Here is a 16206-nt window from a genome sequence, read left to right as displayed (position 1 = left end):
TATATTATATTTTTAAAAACGAATTATTTAATCAATTTTTTGACCATACGCCTCCAATTCGGACATATGTAAAAAAGTCGAACCTAACCAATTTTGCTTATTAACAAACCTAATAAAGCGAACTGGAGGTGCTGCTGATGTTGCTACGGCATCCCATCCTTTACTAGAAGCTTCAACATCTGCTGCAGTTTTCACACCATACCCTGGGTCTCCAGATGGCTTAATAACTTCGCCATTTTCGGTTAATAAAGTCCACCCATCAAGACTTCCATCTTCGTTTAGTGTATTACCACCCCAAATATCATAAATTCGTGGGTTGCCATGTCGGAACTCATAAGAGGTTCTATCGAACCATTTAATTCTACTAAGTTTCACTGTAACTCCTAAATCAATAGTGAACATATGAACATTTTGACCAATATACTGAGGTAGTTCGCCTGCTGGGTCTTCCCAACCTGGTCCTGAGTGAAATCCATTATTTTTACCAATGGAACCATCAATAATACGACCTAAAACCCATCCATAAGCGTCAGGTGTATCGTGTAACTGCGTAATTGCCTGGTAATTTGTTCTTTCCATAAGCTCCTCAAATAGTGGTGATAATGTATATTTTTTCACTTTAGACACATTACCGAATCGATCTTTAACAACTACAATAAATTCGCGCTCTGAAGTATCGAAACCTCTAACAGCAAAATCACCTTCTTCAGCTTCTGTATAAAATACATCTTGCAATTGTGGTAATCCATACTCATCTGCGTACGATATTTCTATCGAAACAAGTGCTTGAAATGGGTTTTCCCAAAATAAATGTATTCCCCCAAAATCAGGAAAAGCTTCCATACTTTCGCATACATAATCTATTGGCGATTTCTCGGGATTTATAGTTACAACGGTTGGCTCCGATCTATTTTCACTTTGATCTACAGCATACAAGGTAACATCATAAGCTTTTTCTTCAGCAAAACCTTCTACGGTTAAACTATTATTAAAAGCAGATGATTTTACCACACTTATTTCGCTACCATTTCTTCTGTTGAATTCAGCTACAACATAAAGTAAATCACTATCGTCAGGTAGGTTATATAATATTTTAGACCCCCCTGCAAAATTTTCAACAGAGACACCAATAACACTTCCAGGAGCATTACCATCGTCGATAACCAATGGTCTAACGCTATCTTCTTCACAACTTGTTAGGGTTGCTAAACAAAAAGATAAAATAAACAATTTTAAATTCTTCATAATATTCTATTTAAATGTTAATATAAAAACTACCACCCTGGGGCTTGGTCTAAATTAGGGTTTACTAATAAATCACTCTCTTTAATAGGCCAGAAATAATTCTTTTGACTAAAAGCTGTTTCACCTACAACGGTTACTTTATAATAGTCTTCAACTGTAGATCCTGATCTATTCCACCCTTTCATTTCTGTACCGTCTAGGTAAGATTGCGCCTTAAGCCATCTTCTTAAATCCCAAAAACGATGCCCTTCAAAAGCCAATTCGATTAAACGTTCTTGATGAATAATTTCTCTTAACCCTTCTTTAGTATTAGGTTTTGATGGGTTATTAGAATGTGTAGCCCAAGATGTAACAACGCCGTCTAAACCAGCTCTTTCTCTTACAATATCTAAATTAGCATAAACCTCTGCTGATGGCCCGTAAGCTTCATTTGAACATTCGGCATATAATAAATACATATCAGATAATCTGATTACTGGAAAAGGATAAGCATTAACTCTCCAAGAACCTCCAGATATAATATCTTCAGTATTTATCAGTTTTTTAGCAAAATACCCAGTAACACTATAATTTCTATCATTAGAACCAGATGCTGGTTGTCCATTTTTTGATTTAATAGTAAAGATGCTTTTATCATTATACTGCCCCATACCATATACTTTTCCGCCATCGAAACCTAAAGATGCATGAAAACGAGGTTCTCTATCAAAATGAAGCGCTGCTGTTTTATAGCCTTCTTCAATATAATATTTATGATCGCTATCTCCTGTTCTTACATCATATCTACCATCATAATCATAATCTAAATCTTCTTCTATTGGCACACCATTATCAGAATAAAATAACTCTGCCATGGTTAATGTTGGCGACCAATTTGTTGCCGCTTGCCCTAACTCTTCTGGAGTAAGACTTGGATCTGCTTTTATGAAAGCCATACTTTGTAAGCCTGATGCACTTGAGTTTTGATTTCCCCAAATAATTTCAGAATTCCACCTTTCAGAAATGGCTTCTCTAATACTTAGTTTTGTAATTGTAGAATCTGACAATGTAAATTGCGCCGACCCATTCGATCTGTATAAACTGTGTCCATTTTCTGTAGATAATCTTACCGCTTCTGCACTGGCTTCTGCCGCTTTTTCCCACTTTGCAATATCAAAAGTTTGATTTACGTATGGTTCTCCTGCATTATTAGTCCATCCTGAATACGCTAGATTTCCATTTAATAACGGACTAGCAGCAAAAGCTAAAGTTTGAGCTTTTATAGATGCAGCAATAGGTTGTGTAACACGCCCCAACTCTACAGCAGGTACAGCTATAAATGGTGGTAAATCTACCATAGCTTCGTCTAATAGATCTACTATAAAAGTTACAACATCGTCAACTTTTTGTCTTTCCAAACGTACCTCATCAACACTAGCTCCTACCGCAGTATTTTCATCAATAATAGGTATTGGTCCATACATGCGAAATAACCAAAAATGATAATAGGCTTTTAGAAACTTAGCTTCTGCTATCCATCTCGTTTTTTCCTCTTCGACTAAATCTCTAGGTCTATCGATGTTTTCAAGAAAAATATTACAATCTCTTAATCCAATGAACATATCATTACTGTAACCTCCCCACCAATTAATTTCTGGAGATACCACATTTTGAAATCCTTGAGTCATTTTAAATGCTCCCATACTATTTCCTGATATTGGATTTACCCAAATCTCATCGCCACCAATAAGCCCTGGATTAGCATTAACATTACCATGAGAAGGCATGTAATGATACAAGGTATAGAAAAAGCGTTCGGCGTTATCTCTATTATTAAAAGCAATATCTATAGTTGCTATATTATCTGGTACTACATCTATATAAGAATCGCAAGAAAAAAAACATGCCATGAGTATAGAAGATATAAAATACTTTATTTTTTTTGTTTTCATAGTTTTAATATTACAAATTAACTTTAAGACCAATATTCACAACCCTTTGTAAAGGATAGTTTAATCCACTACCTCTTAACTCTGGATCCCAAAGTTTAAATTGACTCCAATGCACCAAGTTATTACCACTAATGTACATTCTTACAGCCGCCATGCCAAAAGGACCTCCTTTTTTAGGTTCAAAATTATAACCTATTTCTAAAGATTTCAATCTCATAAAAGCGCCATCACGCATCCACCAAGTACTTCTTTGGTTATTGTTTTCAATAGCTGTAGTTGATAAACGTGGCCATAAAGCATAACTATTCTGGTTATCTTCAGACCAATGACTATCTGCAAATGCTTGTAAAATTTGATTCTCAGCAGTTTTCCCTGATAAATAATCACTACTAGAATCTGTATCTGCAAACGGTGTTAATTTTTCTGAATCTATATAGAAAGAAAAACGATCTAACCCTTGAAAGAATGCAGAAACATCGAACCCTTTATACCCCACAGAAAATCCGAAACCATAACTAATTTCTGGTTGTGTAGACTCTCCAATTGGCACAATATCTAATTCTGTAATTGCACCATCACCATTAATATCTTTGTATTTGATATCTCCAGCGATAACTTCTCCAAATTCTTGGTTTGGCGAGTTTGCAACATCGGCAGCATCTACAAAAAGTCTTTCTGCTATTAATCCGTAACCTTGGTTGATAGATTGTCCTTCACGAGACCTCCATGGCACTCCAGATGCTAAATAATCTGGCTCTTCATAATTTACAAATTCACTTTTAGTATCGACATAATTACCTGTAAATTGTATCCAGAAATCTTTATTAAATTGATGATTTACATCTAAAGTTAACTCAAAACCATGAGATTTAGCTTCACCAATATTTGCTTTAATATCCGATTGTAATCCTAATAAATTAGGAATATATGCACGAGATTGTAAAATATCTGTTCTATTTTCTTTAAAATATTCAGCTTGAAATTGAATCGCATCATTTAAGAAATTCATTTCAAAACCATAATTTTGTTTGTATGCTTTCTCCCAAGTTACATCTGGATTTGCGTAGCGGCTAATAGAAACACCTTGACTAGAAAACCCTCCGTCTGTTCCAAAATTCACACTTTTGCCACCATCTCTTAAGTTTACATTAGATAAATAAAAGAATCTATCTCCCGCACTACCAATAGCATCATTACCAACAATACCATAAGAGCCTCTTAACTTAAATCGATTGATAAAGTCATACTTCCAAAATTTCTCATTAGAGATTACCCAACCTGCACCTACTGATGGGAAAAAACCAAATCTATTACTTTCAGAAAATCGTTCAGAACCATTGTATCCAAAGTTAAATTCAGTAAAATATCGTTTATCAAAACCGTAAGTAAATCGACCTGAAACTCCAATATTCCTGCTTGGTAATGATAATTGCAATTCCGTTGCATTACCATCAACTTCTTCTCTCATAATACCTACTAACAACCCAGAAACCGCGTGTTTTTCCTTAAAGGTCTGCGCATAGTTAAGAGCCGTTTCCAAATACATTACAGATTTTACGGTTCGTGACGCATCCGTCTCATTAAAATTCAATGTTTCGGTACCCTCGTTTAAAGGAGTTAAGGTATACGTATCGTCTACAGGATTATAAAGTCCCATTCCATAATAATAAGGATCATAAGCTCTATTAATACCATAAGAAGATGTGCGGTTCATATTTGCTAAACCTCTCCAGCTTAAACCTGGTAAAATACCAGCTAAATCTTGTTTTACTTCTACTTGTAAAACATTTAGAGATCGGCTATAATCACGATACCCTTTTACTAATTCGGCATAAGGATTCAGATAGTTTGCACTTCCATTTCCATCGTCTTGATTTCCAAATAAAAGGTGCTCTGTAAATTCGTTTGCTTCATCGGGTGCATAATACGCCGGAAACCTTACTGGGTTGGTACGGTTAATCATATTATAAACTTGACTACCTGTTGGTATTGGTCCTGTATAATCATCTACAGTTGAGTTAAACCTAATAATAGCTTCGGTAGTTTCAGTTAAATCAATATTAATATTCGAACGTACATAATACTGTTTTAAATCAATATTATTATTGAAGTTACTTTGCTTATCTACTTTAAGAATACCATTATCTTTAGATATACCAGCAGCTACAAAATATCTTGCTACTTTACCACCGCCAGAAACACTAAAGTTTAAACGTTGGTTATTTGTGAAATCTTCTAATAATTCATTTTGCCAATCGGTAACTGGGTAAACATAAGGATTACCATTACCGGCTAAGGTTTTATCTATTTTATTTAAAGCATAAGGTGGTGTGGCTGTTGGATCGTAACGCGTTCTCACGGCTTCTCCATGCAATTGTAGATAAGTTATAGGATCGGCCAGATCAATATTTTGAGTAGCTTGAGAATATGTAGATTCATACCTCACACTTACTTTCACTTTTCCTATTTCACCTGTTTTAGTTGTAACTGCAATAACACCATTAGCTCCCCTTGCTCCATAAATAGCAGTAGCGGTAGCATCTTTAAACACAGAGAAACTTTCGATATCATCTGTATTTAAACGGGCTAAATCATTGGTTGTTAACTCCACACCATCAATTAAAATTAATGGACTCTGGCGAATACCAAATGTTGTAGCTCCACGAATAAAGAAATCGGCATTATTTGCCCCTGGTTCACCTGAGCTTTGAAAAGCGATAACACCAGCAACACGACCAGCAAGAGCCGTTGTTAAATTACTGGAAGGTATTTTTAATTCGGAAGGTTTTACTTGAGTAATAGAACCAACTAAACTTACTTTAGTTTGTTGTCCGTACCCCACAACTACAACCTCACCAAGGCTTTCTAAATCCTCTTCCATAGTAATGTTAATTACACTACCTGTACCTACAGCTACAGTTTGAGTTTTAAAACCTACATAAGAAAACTGTAACACACTTCCCTTTGCTGCTTTGATGTTATATTCTCCGTCAAAATCGGTTAGAACCCCAACATTTGTTCCTTTTACTAAAATATTAACACCCGCTAGAGGTGTCCCTTTTTGGTCTATTACATTTCCAGATATTTGAGATTGTAATTCGTCGAGAAGTGGGGTTTTGTCTTTCTCAACAAATGAATTAGTTGAATTGAATGATGCGGAGGAATTCGCATACCCGCTGAGAATAAAAGAAGTACATATTACTATTGATTTAATCACCTTTATCCCCTTATAGTTACTAGGGCGATATAAATGAATTAAAGAATAAATTTTATTCATATTTTTTGTTTAATAAAGTTAGTTAAATACTTTTTTGCTTTTTGTGTTTACTTGGTTAGTTTTTAGAAGTTTTTCCTCATATAATATTTTTTTAGTTAGTAATCAATTAATTTAAAGCCCAATAGCTAAAAAATGAAAGCACATGAAATATTAAATTAAAACGCTCTGTAAACTTACATCTCTGTTCCACATTCAAGTATTAATTATCGTTTTTTTCATATAAATCATGACTTATTATTAAAAAAAAGCTTCAATTTTTACATAAATGATGTTTTTTTTCTAAAAAAACTAACAATATCATTTTAAGTATTATTTAGATTTAGGAAAAGGTTATTTTAAAAACTTTACTCTCACATTCAATAATATTTTTTCACTCCTTTATTAATTTCTTTAAACTTCATCTTTATAAACAAAAAAACATGACCATTACAAATTTTGTAACAACCATGTTATTTTTAATAATTTAAAATGAAGTAAAATTCAATCTGCAACAGTCGCATTTGTAACCGTACAATTAACTGCTAAATCAGTCAACACAACTGGCATACCCGTATAATTAAATAATGTAATATTTTTTGCTCCGGAAAAAGCCCCTTGTTTTGCATCGGGTTGCCTATAACGATGTACATCACCCCAAAAAGATTCGCCAAACACTATAGGCGATTTAATACTGCGTTTATCTCCTTTATAATTACGTATAGTAATCTTATGTCCTGATCCATTAATTTCAGCCAAACGAGGTACCTTATATTCGCTTACTCTATTTATAAGCTTTAAATCCACAATGCAATCTTTTACATTGTTTCCAACAAAAGTAATAAGTGGCCCATATAAAGCATCGCCTTTAGAATCTTCAATAACACCACTATTTCCTACTGAAAAACCTTTTTCTTGACAACCTAATGCTGTTGACCCCACAATTTTGGTGGGAGGTAAATTGGCACTTAAATCAAAACCTGATCGCATATTTTTAACTGTACAATTAATAACGGTAATACCCTGAGTTCTTCTTCCGTTTAATCCTCCTGATGGGTAGGCTCGAATGCCATCTTCGGATAACGATTTTATTTCATTTGGCATAATTTTACCTGGAGGATAATCGCTTTTAAACCCAGTATCGAAAGCTAAGCCAGAGGTTTCGGAAAGCATCTCATTGGTTGATCTCATTTTTCCTTCAACATAGCAATCCTTTAAAAGCGTATTTACAGCGCCTTGCATAAAAATACCATGGCCGTATGCATGTGTAACTACCTTACAACCTAAAAGCTTTGTATTTGTACCTTCCACCAATAACACCGAATGTTTATGTAGCGGCACTAAAGCATTTTTACCTTTCCCTAATAAATGACCGTAGCCATACGGTGTAGAACCGTGAACAAATAAATCGGCATTTTCAATGGTATTATCATCTCCCATAATACGTAACATCTGTACCCGGTTTGCTGGTACATGATCTCCTATATCTTTTCCTTTTAACCCTTTTATATAGTTACTATTCCCACTGACCAAAAACTCGCTAAACTCGCTCTTTTTAAAGTTTCCATGAAGTTTCGAATCAATATTTATAGTGACTCCAGACAAAAAGTAACGACTATTATTTCCCGAAAAATGAATTAACGAGCCGATATGAAAATCTCCGGTTTTCTTGCTATTTGCATCCCTTTTAAAAGTACTGTGTTCGCTTATTTTTATTGAATTCAAGGTGTATTCTCCCGGAATCATTTTAACTAAAACATTACTTTTCTTTGCATATTTAGCCAGTTTACTTAATGAATTAATAAAAATGGTATCGCGAGAAACAGTATTTGCTCGCGCAGAAAACACCACCATTATTAATAACAAAACGCTAATTATTTGTTTCATACTTATAAAATTATTTATCCTCTATCATACCGTTAGGCGAAGCTCTATTGAACACTATAATCCTTCAGTTTCATGCTTTATCATGATTCAAAATTACCAATTAGCCTTAGCAAAAAGTGTAAACTATTGTCCATTGAGTCGAAATTATAAGTCATTAAGCAAAATTTTGTTGCTTTGACTCATTAAATCTCATAAAAAAAGTCAATATTTACTAAAATTGGTTTTTAGTAAATATTGACTTAAAATTAAATTCGTTATGTAAACAAACGCCTTTTATTTCTCCTATAATGCTTTTTTAATAGCTGCTTTCACTAAAGGTTCCATAATTGCATAGCCATCTAAATTTGGGTGTACTGTATCTCTACCATAAGCTTTGATTAAACCTTTATCGGCATTTACCATTGGTGTGTAATAATCTAAATACACTATTCTATTCTTTTTTGCATAAGCCTTAATTAGCGCATTCAGTTCACTAATTTTTGCTATAGGCTCTACTGAAGGACTCCAAGAATAACTACTCGCAGGAAGTACCGATGCTAAAACCACTTTTATATTATTCGCTTTAGCTATTTCTGCCATTGAAAAGATATTGTCTGCAATTTCTGCAATAGAAATAGGGCCTCTATTTCCAGCAATATCATTTGTTCCGGCGTGAATAACTACAGCTTTCGGCTTTAAATTAACCACATCGGGCTTAAACCTTAATAGCATTTGTGACGACGTTTGCCCGCTAATACCACGACCTATATAATTGTTTTCTGTAAAAAAGTCCTCATGAAACATCACCCATTTTTCGGTGATAGAATTCCCCATAAAAACCACTCTATTTTCCTTTTTAGTAGGTGCCTTTAATTCTTTATTTGCTTTTTTATATCGTCCAAAATTTGCCCAATCATCATTAGGTATTAATTGAATTTTAACTACTGTAATTTGTTCCTCAGGTGCCTGTTCAGGTAATAAAACGGTTAATTTATCATCAATTAATTTAATTTTTATTTTCTTATCTGGATCAGAAAGCAACCTGGCCTCTCTAGGCTTAATGGCTCTATCTATAACCAACTTACCATCTTTTGGCCAATTCACAACATGCGCCATTAAAAAGCCTTCTTCCCCTTTAGTATATGCGCCCCATTCTGGTTTTTCGTAAGGAATGGTTTGAGCAAACCCAACACCTACATTTAAAGCCAAAACCATTGTGAAAATTATTAGTTTCTTGTAAACATGCATCTTTTTCTATATTTAGTGTTATTATATTTAAACAAATAAACAACCCGAAGGTTGTCTATTTGTTCATTATTTTTTTAATCTAACTAAAATTAAATTATTTAGCTAACTCAATTTTAACAACAGAAACCGTAGAATCTGGCGCCAACATTGGCACATCTACCAACACCTCTCTTGATGTCCCTAATGCATTTAATGTTTTATTTGGAGCTGTTAATAAGGTTGCTTTTTTAACCTTAATCTCTTTATTTAACTTTAATACACCATCTTTTGGCCAATCGAAAACATGTGCATAAACCACACCATCTTTTTGAGTATAACGTCCCCATTTTGGTTTTTCATAAGGACTTGCAGAAGCGCCATAAACAGCTTCACCATTTACTTTAGTCCATTCTCCCATAGCATCTAAACGACGAATACTTTCAGCTGGAAATCTTCCGAAACCATCAGGTCCAATATTTAACAAGAAGTTACCGCCTTTAGAAACAATATCTACTAATTTTTCAATTAAATCTTCACTACTTTTCCAGTTATTATCCGATGGTTTATAGCCCCAAGACCCATTCATGGTCATACATGCTTCCCAATCAGAATCAATACCTGTATCTGGAATTTCTTGTTCTGGGGTTCCAAAATCTCCTGCAAACTCTCCTGGTTGATTATTCATGCCATCCATTCCTGTTCTTCCTTTATCAACTCTATTATTTACAATAGTATTAGGTTGAATCTCACGAATATATTTATAAAGATCTTTCCCCATTTCTGTTGTATAATCTGAAATCCAATCGCCATCAAACCAAACAACTCCAATATCGCCGTAATTTTTCAATAATTCACCCACCTGAGGTTTCATATAGTTTTCATAATACTCTGGAAACTCTGGATTTACAACCGATGGATCATCATGTTGAGAAATGTTGTAGTTTGGATATAAATTACCCTGCGCTTGTGGGTGATGCCAATCTACAATAGAGTAGTATAAACAAAATTTAATACCTTGTTTTTTACAAGCTTCGGCTAATTCTTTAACAATATCACGTTTAAAAGGCGACTTGTCCATAACATCATAATCAGACACTTTAGAATCCCATAAACCAAAACCTTCATGATGTTTAGATGTTAGTACAATATACTTCATCCCTGCGTTTTTTGCCATACTTACCCAAGCATCGGCATCAAACATTACAGGATTAAACATTTCAGGAAATTTCTCATAATCCTCAATAGTGTAATCTAATTTGTCCATGGCCCATTCTGCACCACCACCAGCTATTTTAGTACCGCGTTCGCCACCAATAATAGAGTATGCTCCCCAGTGAATAAACATCCCGAATTTAGAATCGCGCCACCATTCCATACGCTCATCATCAGAGAGTTTTTTCTTGCTAGAGCTTTGTGCAAATCCTACATTTACGTTTAAAGCAACCACCAATGCTAGTAACAATACTTTGTTCAAATTTTTCTTTTTCATTTATTTAGTGTTTATAGTTATTTTCTTTTCTGATTGATTTCGCATAATTACCAAATCTAATTTATCTGTTTTATTTTCAACATTTATTTGAAAAAATTCTTTTACTGTTTTCACTTTTTTGCCGGCTGCTTCAAGAATAACATCGCCTTTTTTAAGTCCGTCATTTTTAACCGCAGGGCTATCTTTCCAAACTTTTAGCAAAATAACACCTTCTGGAGTATTTAAACCGTAAGCCGATTGTTCTTGTTCCGATTCTACACTTTTCAATTCGTTACGCAACCAAGCCACAACAAGACTTCCTTTTTTATTTTCTTCGGAAGCTTCTTTCATTACAGGAATTTCTGGAGTTTTGGCCATCTTTTTCAACTCTGCATTCTGAACTCCAAATTGATCCATAGGAAAGTTTTTGAAACCTATTTTTAATGCAGGCGAATTTTCAGCAACCGAAAAATCTAATGATGCTGGATCTTTAAACATCGGATCTCCAAAAGCACTATGTAAATCTCTATTGTAAATTTGTGCTTTCAACATCGATTCTTCATTCGGAAAAAAGTTGTAATCCATCTCTTTTCCCCAACCAGACAATCTTACATCTTGATAGCTTTTTTGAACAATATTGTGCTTAAAAACATCTTCACTTTTTTCAAACCAAACATGTGGGTGTAATGAGTTGTTCACCATAATATTATTTTCGGCAACACGGTTAAAACCTTCACGCAGTTTTAGTCCGCTATTTAGCATCAAATTATTATAAATATGATAGTTTGATGAGCCATCGTCTAAATCGACATCCCAACCATGATCGCAACGAAAACGGTTATTTCTAATAATGGTCGTTTTTATGGCATCCCATTTTGGCATATCTGCATTAGCTGTAGTTAAGCTATCCATAATACGACGGTTTGGGTGCCAAAAACGGTCTCTTCCCCATGAATTAAACGAACCATGATCACTCGTTTCTAGAACCGTATTAAATACATCGTTGAACTCTAAAATATGGCCGCCCCAAGTACCATCGCCAATATTAATACCGGCTCTTGGTACATCGTAAATACTGTTACGACTTACGGTAATATCCATAGCCATGGCAATTTGCACACCAGCCGTTTGTTTTTCAACACGACCAATACGGTGAATTAAATTGTTATCTACCAAACATTCACGCGGATATAATTCACCTTTAGGTCCAGAAATCGTGTCCATTTCCGTAACAGGAACAAACTCCTTATAAGTTAAAGCTGGTGATCTTACAGCCGACACATCACCAATAAATGAAACAGCACTTGCGCCACAATCGTGAATGTAATTATCTTTAATTTCTAGTCCTTTATTATATTTACTAGCCATAATTACGTTACCACCTAAATTGGTAAACTCACTATGCTCTACTTTACAATTTTCGGTACCTTCAAAAAAGACAACAGCCCCACGGTAAATAGTCCAATCGCTACGTAATAATGGCTCGAACTCTTCCATAAACGTTCGTGTGGTGTTTTCAAACTTAATACCAGAAATGGTTACGTTTTTTACTGGATTTTCTAAAGTTCCAACCACTTGAATTAAATCTTTTAGTACTGAAACTTCAACATTTAAATCGTTAATCGTACTCTTGTTTTCTGGCCAATAATATAATTTATGTTCGTTTTTATCCAAAAACCACTCACCTGCACTATCTAATTCTTCAAAAACATTCTCTACCATACGGTATTCTGCATGGGGTCTAGAACCTCTATTATTTTGATGACCACCGCTTAAAATTGGTGTTCCATCTTCATTAACGCCTGTTATCTCAAAATGAAAACCGCCCCATCTTCCGCTGTGTAATGCATTAAAAAAGGCTCCTTTCGGATTTGTCCATGTAGCAACACGCGCTTTAGAAATAGCATCGGCTGCAAAACCTTGCCAATATTGAGCGCTCTCATCATAATTTGGATAACGCGCTAAAATTTGTGGTTTTCCATTCACTAAAACCTGATCGAAATCTAAATCTGCAGCAACTTCCGTTACAAAAACATGATCATTATAAGCTTTCCAATTAGCCTCTAAAATCTGAGATCCTTTTATACTTACTTCCGAAGCATTGGTTCCTTTTATAGTTAAACCGCTTAGTGACGCCGGAATAGTTATAGCTTTATCCAAACGGTATTCGCCTGGCAAAAGTTGAATAATGATTTTACTTTGCGCATTGCCAGCCATAATTTGCGAAGCCTTTTCAACAGCATCATTTAAACTGGAAAAAGGAGCATTTTTACTTCCGTCTGGGCTATCAACCTCAGTTTGCGACACATAAATAGTTTTGATGTCTTTTGATGCTTCGCAAGACAACACTATAACCAAACAGGCTATTAGAAAACTTATTTTTTTCATAGTTCTTTTCTTATATTAATTTAATAAACAATTAAAACTTTACTATAGGCCTTAGATATTCTAAATTCTAGCTGCTCTGGATTAGATCTGTTTATTTGACCTTGTCTAGAGGAAACCAACTTTCCATCTTCATAAATTCTTAATTCGGCCGATTTTTTTCCATTTAAAAAAGGTGCTCGTATTACAGCAGCTCCACTACTTTCAATAACAAAGGTATCTCCCGAACGTTCAACAGATACCGTTACCGGTTCTCCTGAAGTCACAACTTCCCATCCGTTTTGCGCATATTTATACATGCCTGAAACAAAGAAATAATCTAAATCTTTAGTGTTTTTAGTTTTTCGTGTAACCGATAAAAGTCCTTTTTGGTACAACCCGTCTTTTTCAACAACATCTTCCGCTTTGGTATTTAATATAATATGATCGGTTGCATTATCATTCAAAGTAACATCTATAATTTGCGTACTCGGATTTTGTTTAATAGAACCATAAGAAACATTAGAAACCGGATTTTCTTCTCCGTCAAAATACGGATTAAAAACCACTGCAAAAGGGTTTTCCCAAGCCGATGCATTTCGCTTTACAATTAACGTTTGTATTGGGTCTCCAATAACTTCTGCAGGTGCAGTGCCAGACCCTTTTTTAAGCGCATTAGATTTTGGAGCTAAAGCTGTATAAACACTTTGTTTTTCACTTCCTTTAATCCAAACTTTCATTAAATTATCGGCCTCATCACTCGTTTTTAACCTAAAAAGTGCTTGCACATCTTTAGAGGTTTCTACTTTTTTCTTTTCCGTTAAATAATCATAAGCTTTTATATCGCCTTGTTTACTACCAAAATCTGTTGTACTCTTTAAAGACAATGCTTTAGAATTGGCATCTAAAATTTGAAGTGATTGACCTAAATTATGATAAAAATAATCGTGACGTTCTGTACCACCTTCTTGCTTTTTAGATCGAAATACATCTAAAATATAACCTTTTGAACTATTCGATTTTATAATGGCCGTAAAGCGCTGTTGATCTGCTTTTGTTTTTGGTTCGAAAAAAGAGACTTTTGAATAAGTCAATTTATCAAACGTTGGAATGGTACTAACTGCCGGGAAATTATTATCTAATTTAAACGGATGATAACCTCGCATCGCATTATAATCTGAAGCGCCATCGACCACCACCGTATTGTGAGCCGGAAATCTAGAATAGTATTCTCTATGGTCGGTATGCCAATAACTAGAACCTTTCCCCATATCTAAACCTAAAGCATATTTATTAGCAAACAATTCTATTGAAATACCATTGGCATGCGAATGATTTCCGTAAGAACCTGCCGTTGAAACCATCATAGCATCATCACCTTTCCCCAGTCTTTGATTAAACATACTTACGTTTGAAGCGTAAAATGTTGGCGAGGTTAATTTATCTAAACCATTCTCGCTAGTTTCCGATGTTTTTAATTGATCGACATAGAAAAACAGTTGAAATAAATCGTCTGCTTTTCTTTGATATTCGCCCTTATCAATCATTTGCTCTAATAAACCTGAAATGATGTTTTCTTTTTCTTCATTATTATATTTACTATAATTTGAAATTAAAAGTTCAAAATTTTCGGGTGGTAATGTTTTATGATTAGAATCGCCAAAACCTACTGTATAACCACTTGGAAACAGGTATTGAAAAGAAGCCAAAGCGGCTTTTTCTATAATCGGAAATTTAGAAAGTTCGTTGTTATTGGTCGAGTTATCTAAAAGCGTAAAAATGTTGAGTAAAGTTGTAATAACATGTACGGAATACGAAGCACATTCTGGCCACATTCCATTTTCTTGATCGTAAACTAACAACGACTCTTTTATAGATAATTGGCGTTCTGTTGATGTATTAAAGGTACGGTCTAAAAAATATTCGCGTCCTTTTCCATTTGCGTAAGCATCGTTACTATCTAAAGTTAACGCAACGTAAGTTAAAAAACGTGCCTGAAAAAGATTCCAATTATTATCAGGAATACCATTATTTACAATTTGGTCTCCCCATTTTTGAAACACGGCCGCGCTGTGGTCTAAGTTTACGTTTTCATCTTCAAAATAATCATACAGAAAATCATACGTAGTTAATAAACTAATTAGAATCTTTTCATGAATAACTTCAAAGGTGGCCAAGCCAGAAATACGTTGTTGTGTCCCGTTTTTTAAATCGATTGGTGCATCTCTGTAATACATGCCTTCGATATAAGTTTCAAAAACGGGCTTTGCAAATTCAGCATATTTTTTATCACCAGTAACCCAGTATAAAAAAGATGCATCTTCAACCAAACTCATTATATGGCGGTTGGTGCCCTCAATGGCGTGACCTATTTTTGATGGGTGAAGCCATTCTTTTTTCTTTGTTTTTTTATGGGCTAAATAATATCCGCGAGGATCATCAAAATAAGGTTCAACGTCTTCTAATTTAGGTGAAGAATATTCGGTGGCCCAATCTCGTGTTCCAGAAAAACGAACGGTTGGCACAGGCGCAGTTCCTTCAGAATAAGCAAACTCACCCCCTTTTAAAAACACTTTATTATGCTTTGTTTTCCAATTCATTTGTAACCTAGAAACTAGCCATGTTGGGTCGTTATCAACATATTCTAAATATTTTTCAAGGCTAGCTATTTTCTTATCAACCAAGCTTTTTTTCCATTCAATAGATTTTATACTGTTTAAAAAATCTTTTTTAGCAGCATTAGTAGCATAAATTCTAGGGTGCCCAGATTCTTGTGCTTTTAACAGCGGTGCAAAAAGCATCATCCCAAGCACCATGGGTATTACAAAAAGTTTCGTTTTCATTTTCATGTC

Annotated in this window: 8 protein-coding genes; all 8 read right to left on the bottom strand. The window is 34.5% G+C overall.

Annotation, left to right across the window (positions count from 1 at the left end):
* Positions 1 to 27: 27 nt before the first annotated feature.
* Positions 28 to 1245: a DUF5000 domain-containing lipoprotein gene (locus tag QWY92_RS15210; protein ID WP_290272761.1), complete on the bottom strand. Its 1218-nt coding sequence runs from the start codon at positions 1243 to 1245 to the stop codon at positions 28 to 30.
* A gap of 29 nt (positions 1246 to 1274) precedes the next feature.
* Positions 1275 to 3176, bottom strand: coding sequence for a RagB/SusD family nutrient uptake outer membrane protein (locus QWY92_RS15205; protein ID WP_290272759.1), 1902 nt, complete (start codon positions 3174 to 3176; stop codon positions 1275 to 1277).
* Between the two features lie 10 nt (positions 3177 to 3186).
* Complete coding sequence (locus QWY92_RS15200; protein WP_290272756.1) at positions 3187 to 6453, bottom strand: SusC/RagA family TonB-linked outer membrane protein; 3267 nt, start codon at positions 6451 to 6453, stop codon at positions 3187 to 3189.
* 480 nt (positions 6454 to 6933) lie between these two features.
* A complete protein-coding gene (locus QWY92_RS15195; RefSeq protein ID WP_290272754.1) occupies positions 6934 to 8316 on the bottom strand; it encodes a right-handed parallel beta-helix repeat-containing protein in 1383 nt (460 codons plus the stop codon).
* Between the two features lie 282 nt (positions 8317 to 8598).
* Positions 8599 to 9510 carry an SGNH/GDSL hydrolase family protein gene (locus QWY92_RS15190; protein ID WP_290272752.1) on the bottom strand — a complete coding sequence of 304 codons (912 nt, stop codon included), beginning with the start codon at positions 9508 to 9510 and terminating at the stop codon, positions 8599 to 8601.
* 127 nt (positions 9511 to 9637) lie between these two features.
* Positions 9638 to 11011, bottom strand: coding sequence for an alpha-L-fucosidase (locus QWY92_RS15185; protein ID WP_290272750.1), 1374 nt, complete (start codon positions 11009 to 11011; stop codon positions 9638 to 9640).
* Positions 11012 to 13378 carry a PDZ domain-containing protein gene (locus QWY92_RS15180; RefSeq protein ID WP_290272748.1) on the bottom strand — a complete coding sequence of 789 codons (2367 nt, stop codon included), beginning with the start codon at positions 13376 to 13378 and terminating at the stop codon, positions 11012 to 11014.
* 20 nt (positions 13379 to 13398) lie between these two features.
* Positions 13399 to 16197 (bottom strand): heparinase II/III domain-containing protein, encoded by a 2799-nt coding sequence (locus tag QWY92_RS15175; RefSeq protein ID WP_290272746.1) that lies wholly within the window; start codon positions 16195 to 16197, stop codon positions 13399 to 13401.
* Between the last annotated feature and the right edge of the window lie 9 nt (positions 16198 to 16206).

The sequence above is a fragment of the Algibacter miyuki genome, from assembly GCF_030409805.1.
Classification (GTDB): Bacteria; Bacteroidota; Bacteroidia; order Flavobacteriales; family Flavobacteriaceae; genus Algibacter; species Algibacter miyuki.
The sequence above is the reverse complement of the archived record's forward strand: the minus strand, read 5'-3'. Positions and strand labels throughout refer to the sequence as shown.